Source organism: Pseudomonas sp. HD57-3 (assembly GCF_056113135.1).
The window spans coordinates 1,218,486-1,232,779 of sequence record NZ_CM148568.1 but is presented as its reverse complement, the minus strand read 5'-3'; the positions used below and the strand labels follow the sequence as shown (position 1 = coordinate 1,232,779).

Genomic DNA, 14,294 nt, shown 5'->3' with positions numbered 1-14,294 from the left:
GCCGGCCCTAGATCCACCCGCCCCACTGCAAGAAAAAGATCCCGATGTTGGTGGTGATCGCCGCCATCAACGTGGTCAGCACGATGATCGCCGCCGCCAGTTCATGATTGCCCTGGGCCGCACGGGCCATGACAAAACTGGCGGCGGCGGTCGGGCTGCCGAAGTACAGAAACAGAATCCCCAGCTCTGCCCCGCGAAAACCCCACAGCCATGCGCCCAGTGTGGCGATCACCGGCAGGCCGATCATCTTCACCAGACTCGAACTGAGCGCCATGTTGCCGCTCTTGCGCAGTGCCGCCAGCGACAGCGTGCCGCCAATGCAAATCAGGGCCAGCGGCAACGTGGTCTGCGCCAAGTACTGACCGGAGGTTTCCAGCCAGCCCGGCAGACCGATCTTGAAATAAGCGAACGGCGCCGCCGAGATCACGCTGATGATCAACGGATTGCTGACCACGCTTTTGCAGATGCTCCACGGGTCCGACTTGATCACCGGGCTGTAGACCGCCAACACGATGGTCGACAGGGTGTTGTAGAACAGGATCACCAGCGCCGCGAGAATCGCCCCGAGGGAAATCCCGTAGTCGCCGTACATGCTCGCCGCCAGCGCCAGGCCGATCACCCCGTTGTTGCCGCGAAACGCACCTTGCGTGTAGATGCCGCGATCTTCACGCGGACAACGGAAAATCGCCCAGCCCCATGCGACGGCAAAACTGACCAGCGTGGCCAGTGCGAAATAGATCAGCAGCGCCGGTTGCAGCGCGGCGTGCAGGTCAGCGTGCAGGATGCCGAGAAACAGCAACGCCGGCATGGTGACATTGAACACCAGCGACGAGGCCGTGTGGATGAAGTTGTCGTTGATCCAGTCGATGCGCTTGAGCAGCACACCGAGAAACAGCATGGCAAACACCGGCGCGGTGATGTTCAGGGTTTCGAGGAAAATTGCCAGCATGCCGGGGAGCCTTGGAGGTGAGCGTCGTTAGGGGGCTAATGATAAGCCACTTTCACCCTGATCGTTCCCACGTCGAAGCGTCGAACCGTCTGCGTGGGAATGCAGTCCGGGACGCTCCGCGTCCAAAGTCGTGACGCGGAGCGTCACAGGAGGCGTTCCCACGCAGAGCGTGGGAACGATCAAACACTCAACGATCAAGTAATCGGCGCCGGATTGAACAACGTAATGTCGTTATGCAGCTTGTGCTTCTCCGCCCACGTCTGCTGCTTGCCGCTCGCCACATCCAGGTAGTAGTGGAACAACTCCCAGCCCAACTCCTCGATGGACGCGCGCCCGGTAGCAATCCGCCCGGCATCGATGTCGATCAGATCCGGCCAGCGCTGCGCCAGCTCCGTACGGGTCGAAACCTTCACCACCGGCGCCATAGCCAGACCATAAGGCGTACCACGACCGGTAGTGAACACATGCAGGTTCATCCCCGCCGCCAGTTGCAACGTACCGCAGACAAAATCACTCGCCGGCGTCGCACAGAAAATCAAACCCTTCTGCTTGAAGCGTTCTCCAGGGCCGAGCACACCGCTGATCGCGCTGCTGCCGGATTTGACGATAGAGCCCAACGACTTCTCGACGATGTTCGACAACCCGCCCTTCTTGTTGCCCGGCGTGGTGTTGGCGCTGCGATCCGCTTCACCCTTGGCCAGGTAACGGTCGTACCAGTCCATCTCGCGCACCAGTTCCTCGGCAACGGTTTTGGTCTGGGCCCGTGAGGTCAGCAGGTAGATCGCATCGCGCACTTCGGTGACTTCGGAAAACATCACCGTCGCCCCCGCCCGCAGCAGCAAGTCCGAGGCATAACCGAGCGCCGGGTTGGCGGTGATCCCGGAAAACGCATCGCTGCCGCCGCACTGCATGCCGAGAATCAGCTCGGACGCCGGCACGGTTTCCCGGCGGCGTTGGTCGAGTTTCTTCAGGCGGACTTCGGCCAGCTCCATGATCTGCTCGATCATCTCGGTGAAACCGTGACTGGAATCCTGCAAGCGATACAGCCACGGCTCGCTCAGATCTACAGAAGCATCGTCCTCGTGCATCACCTGCCCCGCCTGCAACTTCTCGCAGCCCAGACTGATCACCAGAGCCTCGCCACCCAGGTTCGGGTTGCGCGCCAGATTGCGCACGGTGCGGATCGGGATGTAAGCGTCGGTGGCCGTGATGGCCACGCCGCAACCGTAACTGTGGGTCAGCGCCACCACGTCATCGACGTGCGGGTACTTCGGCAACAGCTCATCCTTGATCCGCTTCACCGCGTGATCCAGCACCCCGGTGACGCACTGCACGGTGGTGGTGATCCCGAGGATGTTGCGCGTGCCGACGGTGCCGTCGGCATTGCGATAACCCTCGAACGTGAAGCCTTCCAGCGGTGCCTGCGCGGCCGGCACATCGGTGGACAGCGGCAGGCTGTCCAGCGGCGGCGCGGTCGGCATGCGCAGTTGATCTTCCCTGACCCAACTGCCACGGGGAATCGGCTGCAACGCGTAGCCGATGATCTGGCCGTAGCGAATCACCGTGCCGCCCTCGGGGATATCCACGAGGCTGACCTTGTGACTCTGCGGTACGAAATCCACCGTCACCAGGCCATCGGCAAATGCGGTGCCGGCCGGCACGCCCTGGTCGTTCACCACTACCACTACGTTGTCCCGCTCGTGCAGGCGGATGTAGCGCGGCGAGTCGGAATGTTCAATCAACTGCATGACGCCGCTCCTCAGGAATGCGCTTGAGACAATTTACCAGCTGCTTCGGAACCACCGTTGGTTGGCGGCTCTTTCAGCACGACACGTTTGATCGGGCCGACGATCACCAGATAGCTGAACACCGCCACCAGCGCGTTGGCGCCGACGAACACCAGGGCCCATTTGAACGAACCGGTGGAGCTGATGATGTAGCCGATGACGATCGGGGTGGTGATCGAGGCGATGTTGCCGAAGGTGTTGAACAGGCCGCCACTCAGACCGGCGATCTGTTTCGGCGAGGTGTCGGACACCACCGCCCAGCCCAGCGCGCCCACGCCCTTGCCGAAGAACGCCAGGGCCATGAAGCCGACCACCATCCATTCAACGTCGACATAGTTGCAGGCCACGATGCTGCTCGAAACCAGCAGACCGGCAATGATCGGTGCCTTGCGGGCGAAGGTCAGCGAATGGCCCTTGCGCAGCAGGTAATCGGAAATCACCCCGCCGAGGACGCCGCCGATAAAGCCGCAGATCGCCGGCAACGAGGCAATGAAACCGGCCTTGAGGATGGTCATGCCGCGCTCCTGCACCAGGTACACCGGGAACCAGGTCAGGAAGAAATAGGTGATGCCGTTGATGCAGTACTGGCCCAGGTACACGCCGAGCATCATGCGGTTGGTCAGCAGCTGGCGGATGTAATCCCATTTCGGACCATCAGCCTTTTTGCCTTGTTTCTGGTCCATGTCGACCATACCGCCGTTGTCGGCGATGAACTTCACTTCCGCTTCGTTGGCCATCGGGTGTTGGCGCGGGCTGTGGATAACCTTCAGCCAGACCAGCGAGAACACGATGCCGAGCAGGCCCATGACGATGAACACGTGCTCCCACCCGAAGGTGTAAACGATCCAGCCCATCAGCGGTGCGAACAGTACGGTCGCGAAGTATTGCGCCGAGTTGAAGATCGCCGAAGCAGTGCCGCGTTCAGCCGTCGGGAACCAGGCCGCAACAATGCGGGCGTTGCCGGGGAACGATGGCGCTTCAGCCAGGCCCACCAGAAAGCGCAGCATGAACAGCGCGACGATGGCCGTGGACATGCCGAACTCACCGACGAAGCCTTGCAGCACGGTGAACAGCGACCAGGTGAAGATGCTCAGGGCGTAAACTTTTTTCGAGCCGAAGCGATCGAGCAGCCAGCCGCCGGGAATTTGCCCGGCCACGTAGGCCCAACCGAATGCAGAGAAGATGTAGCCGAGGGTGACCGCGTCGATGCCGAGGTCTTTTTGCAAACTGGAACCGGCGATCGCGATGGTGGCGCGGTCGGCGTAGTTGATCGTGGTCACCAGGAACAGCATGAGCAGGATCAAATAGCGGACGTGAGTCGGCTTGGACGATTGCATGTAGATGTACTCCCACTGATTATTTTTATGCGGGTAAAACATTCTTTGGTCTTGTGCCGCGCAGGGCCTCAGGCGAAGGCCCGGCGCGGGTGCAGCGATTTACGAACCGATGTAGCTGGTCTTCACGACCGTGTAGAACTCTTGCGCATAGCGGCCTTGCTCACGTGAGCCATAGGATGAACCCTTACGGCCACCGAACGGAACGTGGTAATCGACACCGGCGGTCGGCAGGTTGACCATCACCATCCCGGCCTGGGAATGACGCTTGAAGTGGTTGGCGTACTTCAGCGACGTGGTGGCGATACCCGCCGACAGACCGAATTCGGTGTCGTTGGCCATGGCCAGTGCAGCCTCGTAATCGGCCACGCGGACGATGTTGGCAACAGGGCCGAAGATCTCTTCGCGGCTGATGCGCATCGAGGCTTCGCTATCGGCAAACAGGGTCGGCGCGAGGAAGTAGCCTTCGGTGTCGCAGGTCACCAGACCACCGCCGCTGACTACGCGAGCACCTTCGGACTGACCGATGTCGATGTACTTCAGATCCTGCTCAAGCTGCGCTTGCGAGACCACCGGACCGATGTCGGTACCGGCCTTCAACGCGTGGCCGACCTTGATCGACTTCATGCGCTCGGCCATGGCTTCGACGAACTTGTCGTGAATCCCGGCAGTGACAATCAAGCGGCTCGACGCAGTGCAACGCTGGCCGGTGGAGTAGAACGCGCTCTGCACCGACAACTCGACCGCCTGCTTGAGGTCGGCGTCGTCGAGAATGATCTGCGGGTTCTTGCCGCCCATTTCCAGCTGAACCTTGGCCTGGCGCGACACGCAGTTGACCGCGATCTGACGGCCCACACCGACGGAGCCGGTGAAGCTGATGCCATCGACTTTCGGGCTGTTGACCAGCGCTTCACCGACCACGCGACCGCTGCCCATCACCAGGTTGAACACGCCAGCCGGGAAGCCTGCGCGGGAGATGATTTCGGCCAGCGCCCAGGCGCAACCCGGCACCAGATCCGCCGGCTTCAACACCACGCAGTTGCCGTAGGCCAGGGCCGGGGCGATTTTCCACGACGGGATGGCAATCGGGAAGTTCCACGGGGTGATCAGGCCGACCACGCCGAGGGCTTCGCGGGTGACTTCGACGTTGACGCCCGGGCGCACCGACGGCACGTAGTCGCCGGACAGGCGCAGGCACTCGCCAGCGAAGAACTTGAAGATGTTGCCGGCGCGGGTCACTTCGCCGATGGCTTCGGGCAGGGTCTTGCCCTCTTCCCGGGCCAGCAGGGTGCCGAGCTCTTCGCGACGGGCGAGGATTTCGGTGCCGACTTTGTCCAGCGAGTCGTGGCGGGCCTGAATGCCCGAAGTCGACCACGCCGGGAACGCGGCGCGCGCGGCGTCGATGGCGGCGTTGACCTGAGCCAGGTCAGCCTTGGCGTAGTCGCCGATGGTGTCGCTCAACTCGGACGGGTTGATGTTGACCGAGTAATCGTTGCCGGCGACCCATTCACCGTTGATGTAGTTGTCATAGCGCTTGGTCACGAATCATTCTCCTGACGCAAAAGGCCGCTGATTGCTCAGCGGCCTTGTTTATAGAGGTGTGTTACTGCGCACCTTGCTTGTCGATCAGCGCGGCGAGCATTTCGTACTCTTCGCGGGTCAGGTCGGTCAGCGGCGCCCGCACCGGGCCTGCGTCATAGCCGGCGATTTTGGCGCCTGCCTTGACGATGCTCACGGCGTAACCGGCCTTGCGGTTGCGGATGTCCAGGTACGGCAGGAAGAAGTCGTCGATGATTTTGCCGACGGTGGCGTGATCTTCGCGGGCAATCGCGTGGTAGAAGTCCATCGCGGTTTTCGGGATGAAGTTGAACACCGCCGACGAGTAGACCGGCACGCCCAGGGCCTTGTAGGCAGCGGCGTAGACTTCGGCGGTCGGCAGACCACCGAGGTAGCTGAAGCGATCGCCGAGGCGACGACGGATCGACACCATCAGCTCGATATCACCCAGACCGTCCTTGTAACCGATCAGGTTCGGGCAGCGCTCGGCCAGACGTTCCAGCAGCGGCGCGGTCAGGCGGCAGACGTTGCGGTTGTAGACCACCACGCCGATGTTGACCGATTTGCACACGGCTTCAACGTGGTCGGCAACGCCGTCCTGGCTGGCTTCGGTCAGGTAGTGCGGCAGCAGCAACAGACCTTTGGCGCCCAGACGCTCGGCTTCCTGAGCGTATTCGATGGCCTGGCGGGTCGAACCACCGACACCGGCGAGGATCGGCACGCTGCTGGCGCAGGTGTCGACGGCAGTCTTGATGATTTCCGAGTATTCGCTGGCAGCCAGGGAGAAGAATTCACCGGTGCCACCGGCGGCGAACAGGGCTGAAGCACCGTACGGGGCCAGCCATTCCAGGCGTTTGATGTAGCCAGCGCGGTTGAAATCGCCCTGAGCATTGAAATCGGTCACCGGGAACGACAGCAGGCCGGCGGAGAGGATGGACTTCAGTTCTTGTGGATTCATTATTCGAACACCCTGGTAGCAACGTTTTTTTGTGAGTGGACCGTTCAGCCTTCGCCGAAGTTGTAGGTCATCGTACAACTTAAAAGATAACCGTCAACTGCATTTCATCGCTGGAGGGCATTTTTTGTCGGACAAGATTTCTTTTTGACGTAGGAGATTTCTCGACTAGGCTCGATTTAACTGTATATGTATACAGTTAAATAAGAATCCACCGACGACATATCAAGGAGAAAGAAATGTCCGGTCTACAAACAAAATGCCCTGAAAAAACCACACCGGTTATCGCCCGATTCGATGATCTTTTCACCCCTGGCGGCATCGCCTTCAGTGCTGAAAATCCGAATTTGTTGCTACACATCGCAGACTCGCACAGCGACGTCGAACCCGTTGTTGCCCTGCCCGCTCAAGCCTTGAAAGGCAAACCGCAATTACGCTTCGAAGGCGCGGAACACACGGCTATCGGCGATAACACCCGGCTGCGTTTCGTTGAAAATGCCGAGCCGGTGCTCTCGCAAAATGTGCCGCTGCATCTGCCGAACGGGTTGGCGCTGACCTACGGCCAGGTACTGGCGCTGGGTGGTGATTTCTACGGAATCGTTGACCGCCCGATCAACGAAGGGTCGACCCCGGCTGATCGCCTTCAGCGCTTCACGGCGGCCTTCGACACTCTCGCCACGCTGTCGGCCTCGAAGATCGAGGCGACGCAAATTCTCGCGATCATGCAAAAGGAGATCGACGCGGTTAAACAGGCGATCAAGGACGGCAAACAACCCCATGAGGCTTATGACGCTTTGGGAGATACGTTGTCGGAAGAGTGGAACAAGATCACCGGCGGCGGCAGTTTTGTCTCGGCGCTGTTCCCGCTCGGTCGCTATCTGAAACTGGCGGCGAACAATGCCGACCACTTCGGCGAATGGGCCCGACAGGCCTACATCGCCGGGCACACCGCCGCCCTGCAAACCGCCGCTGCCGCCCACGCCAGTCAGAACGAGCTGCAACTGGAGCGGGCCTACGCGATGAACGCATTCGCCGACCACTACCTCACCGACCTGTTCTCCTCCGGGCATTTGCGAGTGCCGCGCAAGGCAATGGCCGCCGCCGTGACGCCGAGTGACCTGGGCTCGCTCATCACACGTTTCATGCATGACGAAGACAGCAAGTTCGGCCTCAAAGTGCGCAACAGCCATGGCGAGCAATGGCGGGCGTTCGGTGACAAGCGCTACTTCGACGACACGGACGCCGACAACCGTAATCAGGTAACTCTCGCGGTGCAGGATTCGGCAGACGAGGTGTATGCCGCGTATTCAAGCGGCAATGTGCCGACCACCTTCAACGCGCTGCAACGGCTGCCGGATCTGACGGCCGTGCTGGATCCGGCCAACAACTTCTCGCCACTGTTCCGCCTTCAAGGCAACAAAGTTCTGCGGCGCAAGGACGTCAACAACCTCAACGACACCGCCACCGTCGACGACTGGTGGGGCTGGAGCACTTACCTGCTGCTCAAGGACTATCACCCGACCGGCAACACGAATTAAGGAGCGATTCGATGACGATTAAATTGAAACTGGACCTGGCCTCGGGCCAATCATTGAAAGGTGCGCCGCTGCAATTGCTGCGCGACGGCGTGGCTATCGCCCGGGCGTCGGTGGATGCTCAGGGCCAGGCAACGTTCGACGTCAGGCCCGGCCCGGGCAAACTGGCGGTCAGGGTGGATCGATCGATTCTGCCCCGCAGCTGAAATGCCCGGACAAGATTGCCCCGGCGCGCCTCTGCGATTCGCCGGGTAAAGTGCGACGACTGCCGCGAAGGATCGCGGCAGATCTTTCAAGGAGAACGAAGCATGACGTTTGCCGCTGCACACCTTCCGCAATTCCCCGACCACGCCAGCGACTCGATCATCCTGCGGCTGTCGACGCTGGATGACGACCTGATCGTTCAGATACCCGATGGCCAGAACACCCCGCCGAACTGGGATGTGTACCCGATCCTCGGTGATGATCCTGAAGAGCCTGAATGGCTGGGTTTGTCGGAACCGACCGGCGTCTGGGATGACGCACTCGATGACATGGTCGGCCTGACCGGGATCGAACTGAGCATCCCCCGGTTTGAGCTGGAAAAGTACCTGAACAGCACCGTTGAACTTCGCTACAAGTTTGCCGACGAGTCCAGTCTGGAGCCCTGTTCGGAACCGCTGAAACTCTACATCGAAGCCTGATTTCTCAGCCCTGCGCCTGCGCCTCTTCATGCGCCTGACGCAGCCGTTCGCGGCTATTGGTCAGGTGCAGGCGCATGGCCGCGCGGGCGGCATCGGAATCCTGGCGGGCGATGGCCTCGTAGATTTCCTCGTGCTCGCGGCTCAGGCGATTCATGTAGTGCTGCTGATCGTCATGGGCCAGACGCGCCGAGTTCAGGCGCGTGCGCGGAATGATGCTGGTGCCCAGGTGGGTCATGATGTCGGTGAAGTAGCGGTTGCCGGTGGACAGCGCGATTTGCAGGTGGAACTGGAAGTCCGACGCCACCGCATCACTGGCGTGGGCCACGCTTTCGTTCAGCGCATCGAGGGCAGCACGCATGGCGGCCAGTTGTTCGGCACTGCGACGCTGCGCGGCGAGGCCGGCGGATTCGGTTTCGAGGCTGATGCGGAGTTCGAGAATCGCCAGCACGTCACGCAGGGTGACCACGGTGGCGGGGTCGATCCGGAAGCCGCTCGGGCTCGGTGTATCGAGCACGAAAGTGCCGATGCCGTGACGGGTTTCGACCTGGCCTGCGGCCTGTAGCCGGGAGATTGCCTCGCGCACCACAGTGCGGCTGACGCCATGGGCTTCCATGATTGCCGACTCGGTCGGCAACTTGTCGCCGCGCTTGAGCAGACCGTCGCGGATCTGCTCGGTCAGCACCGTCACCAGTTCCTGAGCCAGGCTGCGGCGCTTGCGAGGGAGTCGCGGGGTGTCGATCAGGTTTTCCATGGTCTGCATCTTGTCTCGAAAATTCGGCTTGTGGGCATCATAGCTCAAGCGGGTTGTACGATCACTTTCCGTTTCCACACAAATCCTGGGAGCTGGCAAGCGCCCACAGGGGAAGTGTGGATATATCAGGCGGTCACGTTCTGCTCAACCAGGTGACCACTGTCGATCCGCACATGCCGAGGATGGAAGCGCTTGAGGCTGCTGCGATGGCCGACGCTGACGATGCTAAGGCCCGGCAACTGGTCGATCAGCGCCTGATAAAGCGTGGCTTCGTCTTCTTCATCCATCGCCGACGTCGCTTCGTCCATGTACAGCCATTGCGGTGCATAGAGCAGCGCGCGGGCGAAGGCCAGACGTTGCTGTTCTCCCGGCGAGAGCATGCGCTGCCAGTGGTTGGCCTCGTCCAGTCGAGCCACCAGATGCGGCAAGCGGCAAGTCTCCAGCACTTGTGCATAACGCTCGGGCGCGTAGGTGTCGCCCGGTTGTGGATAACTCAAGGCGTCGCGCAGCGTGCCGATCGGCAGATACGGTTTTTGCGGCAGGAACAGATAACGCGAGGCCGGCAAGCGAATACTGCCGTGCCCGGCCGGCCACAAATGGCCCATCGCCCGCAGCAGCGTGGATTTACCGCTGCCGGAGCGGCCACTGAGCATCACGCGGTCGCCCTGCTCCACGGTCATGTCGGCGCTGGTCAGCAGATGACGACCATCGGCCAGATCCAGGCCCAGGTTATGAACCTTCAACTCATCGCCCTGATTCTGCACGTCGATGGCCGGTGCACGCTCTTCGTTGTCGGTCATGGCCTGGCGGAAGCTCAGCAGACGATCACACGTGGCGCGCCACGCAGCGAGATCCGAATAGGCGTTGATGAACCAGCTGAAGTTCTCCTGCACGTTGCCGAATGCCGAGTTGATCTGCATCAGCTCACCCAGTTCGATCTTGCCGGTCAGGTAACGCGGGGCCGCGACGATGAAGGGGAAGATGATTGCGATCTGGCCGTAACCCGAGGTGAAGAACGTCAGGCGCTTGGACACGCGCATGATGTCCCAGAAGTTGTGCCAGACCAGACCGAAGCGGTTGCTCAGGCGACGATTCTCGTTCGGCTCGCCGTTGTACAGCGCAATGCTCTCGGCGTTTTCACGCACCCGCACCATGGAGAAACGCAGGTCCGCTTCGAAACGTTGTTGTTGGTTGTTCAGGCCGATCAGGCGTCGACCGATCAGGTGCGTCAGCCAGCTGCCGACCGCCGCATACAGCAGCGCACACCAGAACATGTAGCCGGGAATCTCGATACCAAACACCTCGATGCTGCCGGAGACGCCCCACAAAATGATCGAGAACGACACCAGGCTGACCACCGTGCGAATCAGGCCCAACGCAAGACTCAAGGTGTTGCTGGTGAAGGTATTGAGGTCTTCGGAAATCCGCTGGTCAGGGTTGTCGGTGTAGCCGCCCTGCTCCAGCTGGTAATAGTTTTTGTGCCCGAGCCAGCGCTTGAAATGGTTCTCGGTGAGCCATGCCCGCCAGCGGATGGTCAGCATCTGCGTCAGGTACAGGCGATAAACCGCGCCGAGGATCGCCACCGCCGCAATGCCGCAGAAATACAGGATCAACTGCCAGAACGCCGCCTCGTCTTTCTTTTGCAGGGCGTTATAGAAATCCTTGTACCAACTGTTGATCCACACCGAGATCGCCACGCTGAACAACGTCAGCGCGATCACGGCGATCAGCAACGTCCAGGCCTTGCCCTTCTCTTCGCTGCGCCAGTAAGGCGTGGTCATGGCCCACACCTTGCGAAAAAACTGCCCGCGCACAGTATCGTTGACCGCGGAATATTCAGCGTTCTGATTCATGGAAAAGGCTCGATAAAGAAAAGAACAGACACGCACCGATCATAGATGATCGGTGCGCTTTATCGCGAGGGCTGGCGATGGTCGTTCAGCGCAGGTTCAGCGACGAACCGGGCGCTTCTGCAGTTTGCGCTGCAGGGTGCGACGGTGCATGCCCAGGGCGCGGGCAGTGGCGGAGATGTTGCCTTCGTGCTCGGTCAGCACACGCTGGATGTGCTCCCACTGCAGGCGATCCACCGACATCGGGTTTTCCGGCACCAGGCTGTCGAGGTCGGCGTGTTCGGACAGCAGGGCTGCCAGCACGTCGTCAGCGTCGGCCGGTTTGCACAGATAGTTGCAGGCGCCGCGCTTGATAGCTTCGACTGCGGTAGCAATGCTCGAGTAACCGGTGAGGATCACCACACGCATTTCCGGGTCCAGCTCCAGCAACTTCGGCAGCAGGACCAGACCGGAATCGCCGTCCATTTTCAGGTCCAGCGCGGCGTAGTCCGGCAGATCGGCCTGGGCAATGGTCAGACCTTCTTCGGCGGAACCGGCGGTGCTGACGCGGAAACCACGGCGAGCCATGGCGCGGGCCATCACCCGGGTGAAGGTCGCGTCGTCATCAACCAGCAGCAAATGCGGCAGTTCTTCGCCTTCGACTTGGATTTCGTCACTCATGTTGCTCTCCTCGGGCGCCGTGGGGCAGGCGCAGCTCGGTGAGCGTGCCGCCTTCCTCATGACTATAGAGTTTCACTGAGCCGCCGGCGCGTGTCACGCTGGCCTTGCTCAAAAACAGGCCCAGGCCGAAACCTTTGCCCTTGGTGGTAAAAAACGGTTTGCCGATCTGCTCGGCGATGGCCAGCGGCACACCGGCGCCATGATCGCGAATGCTGATGGTCAGGTCTTCGGCGGTCCAGTCCAGGGTCACCTGAAGATTTTCCGGGCAGGCATCGGCGGCGTTGTTCAACAGATTCAACAGTGCCTGAGTCAGATCCGGCGGCGGCGCCACACGCGGCAACGGGCCCTGGCCCAGACGCTGGAAGCGATAACTGGCTTCCGGACGCATCAGATGCCAGCGGTTGAGCGCCTCGTCGAGCCACTCGGTGACGTCCTGCATCTCCACCGCCATCCGGCGATTGGCTTCGGCGGCGCGCACCAGTTGTTGCAGGGTCTCCTTGCAGAGCTTCACCTGATCCTTCAGTACCTTCAGGTCTTCCTGAAGCATTGGATCGTGATGATCCTGCTGCATTTCGTTGAGCAACACGCTCATGGTCGCCAGCGGCGTACCCAGTTCATGGGCGGCACCGGCGGCCTGAGTCGCTACAGCCAACAATTGCTGATCGCGCAGGCCTTCTTCACGACGGATCGCGCGCAATTCTTCCTGCCGGCGCAGCTCTTCAGCCATGCGCGCGGCGAAGAAGGTGATCACCGCTGCCGCGAGGGCAAAACTCAGCCACATGCCGTAAATCTGCAGGTTCTCCCGGGCGACCGGCAGGGTTTCCAGCGGATAGAAATGCGTCAGCATCAGCGTGTACAAGGCCAGCGCAATGCCCGACAGCACCACCGAATAACGCCATGGCAGCGTCACCGCAGCGATGGTCAGCGGCACCAGATAATACGAAACGAACGGGTTGGTCGAACCACCGGAGAAATACAGCAAGGCACTGTGGATAACCAGATCGCAGGCCAGTTGGAGCGCGTATTCGAGCTCGGTGACCGGCCACGAAGTACGCAGGCGCACGGCGGTGAACACACAGAGCAGAATCGAACAGCCGAGGGTCATCACCAGTTGCACCCACGGCAACGGCAACAGATCCAGCCAGTAGGCCAGCCCCACGGAACCGGCCTGCGCGGCGAGCACCAGGGTGCGGATGAAAGTCAGCCGCCAGAGGTTCTGGCGAGTGGCGGAAGTCAGTTGTACGGGGGCGAGCATGAGCTCTCCTGATGAGCGCTCCAGGCGGATCGCACGGAGTATAACCAAGGCGCGGGCTTGAGAGGCGAAAGTGCGGCAAACGACCACATGGCAAAAAGCTTCGCGGCGGCTATAAGACCCATCTGTATAGAAGTTGTAACTGGGCGAACCGGATCATAAAAGCTAGAGTCTGATGGTTTCACGCAGGCCCCCGAACCATCACCTGCGCCCTCATCAAGGAGCTTTCATGCACACATTTCGCCGCAGCGCCGCCCTTCTCGCCCTGACCGTCGGCAGCATCGCCAGCCTTCCGGCCCTGGCCGCCGACGAGCTGCACTACAACCAGATTTCCCTGCGCGCCGAAGTCAGCCAGGAAGTGGCCCGCGACCTGATGATCGTGACCCTCTACACCGAAGAACAAAACACCGACCCTGCCAAACTCGCCGCCGACGTCAGCACCACCATGAACAAGGCCCTGGCCCAGGCCAAGCAAGTCAAAGACATCACCCTGCGCCAGGGCAGCCGCAACAGCTACCCGATCTACGACACCAAGGGCCAGAAAATCACCGGCTGGCGCGAACGCGCCGAACTGCGCCTGGAAAGCGCCGACTTCGCCGCCCTGTCCAAACTCACCGGCGAGCTGCTGACCGACCTGAAAATGGGCGGCATGGACTTCGCCATCGCCGACCCGACCCGCAAGGCCAGCGAAGACAAACTGCTGAAAGAAGCCGTCACCGCCTTCAAGGCCCGCGCCCAACTGGCCACCGACGCCCTGGGCGGCAAGGGTTACAAAATCGTCAACCTGAACCTCAACAGCAACGGCTTCCCACAACCGTACATGCGCGCCCCGATGATGATGAAAGCCGCCGGCATGGACGCAGCACCGGTCACGCCTGAAGTCGAAGCCGGCACCAGCCAGGTCAGCCTGACGGCCGATGGCTCGATTGAAGTGTTGATGCAGTGATTGAGTGACGGCTGAATGAAAAACCGGCGATCAGT

The 14,294-nt window shown here is 61.0% G+C and carries 13 protein-coding genes; 4 read left to right on the top strand and 9 right to left on the bottom strand.

The genetic code is table 11. The features are described 5' to 3' along the window. Positions 1-7: 7 nt before the first annotated feature. From AC0R79_RS05380 to kdgD, 5 genes are all read right to left on the bottom strand, one after another. On the bottom strand, positions 8-949 hold the full coding sequence (locus tag AC0R79_RS05380; protein ID WP_474733566.1) for an AEC family transporter: 942 nt from the start codon (positions 947-949) through the stop codon (positions 8-10). A 194-nt stretch (positions 950-1,143) separates the two neighbouring features. Beyond that, positions 1,144-2,697, bottom strand: coding sequence for a galactarate dehydratase (gene garD, locus AC0R79_RS05375; protein WP_210711022.1), 1,554 nt, complete (start codon positions 2,695-2,697; stop codon positions 1,144-1,146). Between the two features lie 11 nt (positions 2,698-2,708). Beyond that, on the bottom strand, positions 2,709-4,073 hold the full coding sequence (locus tag AC0R79_RS05370) for an MFS transporter (RefSeq protein WP_127796921.1): 1,365 nt from the start codon (positions 4,071-4,073) through the stop codon (positions 2,709-2,711). A gap of 99 nt (positions 4,074-4,172) precedes the next feature. Continuing rightward, positions 4,173-5,612, bottom strand: coding sequence for an aldehyde dehydrogenase family protein (locus tag AC0R79_RS05365; RefSeq protein WP_007953623.1), 1,440 nt, complete (start codon positions 5,610-5,612; stop codon positions 4,173-4,175). 61 nt (positions 5,613-5,673) lie between these two features. Next, the gene (gene kdgD / locus AC0R79_RS05360; RefSeq protein WP_192563517.1) at positions 5,674-6,585 is read right to left on the bottom strand and encodes a 5-dehydro-4-deoxyglucarate dehydratase; all 912 of its coding nucleotides are present in this window, start codon (positions 6,583-6,585) and stop codon (positions 5,674-5,676) included. Between the two features lie 236 nt (positions 6,586-6,821). Between kdgD and AC0R79_RS05355 the strand changes: the two genes are divergently transcribed. The 3 genes from AC0R79_RS05355 (at position 6,822) to AC0R79_RS05345 (ending at position 8,800) form a co-directional block, all read left to right on the top strand. Continuing rightward, complete coding sequence (locus AC0R79_RS05355; RefSeq protein ID WP_474733559.1) at positions 6,822-8,120, top strand: phospholipase; 1,299 nt, start codon at positions 6,822-6,824, stop codon at positions 8,118-8,120. Positions 8,121-8,131: 11 nt separating this feature from the next. Then, positions 8,132-8,323, top strand: coding sequence for an early set domain-containing protein (locus AC0R79_RS05350; protein WP_127796919.1), 192 nt, complete (start codon positions 8,132-8,134; stop codon positions 8,321-8,323). 102 nt (positions 8,324-8,425) lie between these two features. Beyond that, entirely contained in the window at positions 8,426-8,800 is a 375-nt protein-coding gene (locus AC0R79_RS05345) for a hypothetical protein (RefSeq protein WP_474733556.1), read from the top strand. 4 nt (positions 8,801-8,804) lie between these two features. Here AC0R79_RS05345 and AC0R79_RS05340 read toward each other — a convergent pair whose 3' ends face one another. The 4 genes from AC0R79_RS05340 to AC0R79_RS05325 all read right to left on the bottom strand — a co-directional run bounded on the left by AC0R79_RS05340 (position 8,805) and on the right by AC0R79_RS05325 (position 13,316). Next, the gene (locus AC0R79_RS05340; protein WP_474733554.1) at positions 8,805-9,551 is read right to left on the bottom strand and encodes a FadR/GntR family transcriptional regulator; all 747 of its coding nucleotides are present in this window, start codon (positions 9,549-9,551) and stop codon (positions 8,805-8,807) included. A 125-nt stretch (positions 9,552-9,676) separates the two neighbouring features. Continuing rightward, on the bottom strand, positions 9,677-11,404 hold the full coding sequence (locus AC0R79_RS05335) for an ABC transporter ATP-binding protein/permease (protein WP_474733552.1): 1,728 nt from the start codon (positions 11,402-11,404) through the stop codon (positions 9,677-9,679). A 96-nt stretch (positions 11,405-11,500) separates the two neighbouring features. Then, a complete protein-coding gene (locus tag AC0R79_RS05330; protein WP_003221630.1) occupies positions 11,501-12,061 on the bottom strand; it encodes a response regulator transcription factor in 561 nt (186 codons plus the stop codon). After that, a complete protein-coding gene (locus AC0R79_RS05325; RefSeq protein ID WP_011332442.1) occupies positions 12,054-13,316 on the bottom strand; it encodes an ATP-binding protein in 1,263 nt (420 codons plus the stop codon). Before AC0R79_RS05325 ends, AC0R79_RS05330 begins: the two co-directional genes overlap by 8 nt. A gap of 226 nt (positions 13,317-13,542) precedes the next feature. Here AC0R79_RS05325 and AC0R79_RS05320 point away from each other — a divergent pair, with 226 nt between their 5' ends. Further along, complete coding sequence (locus AC0R79_RS05320; RefSeq protein ID WP_085608062.1) at positions 13,543-14,259, top strand: SIMPL domain-containing protein; 717 nt, start codon at positions 13,543-13,545, stop codon at positions 14,257-14,259. The last annotated feature ends 35 nt before the right edge of the window (positions 14,260-14,294 follow it).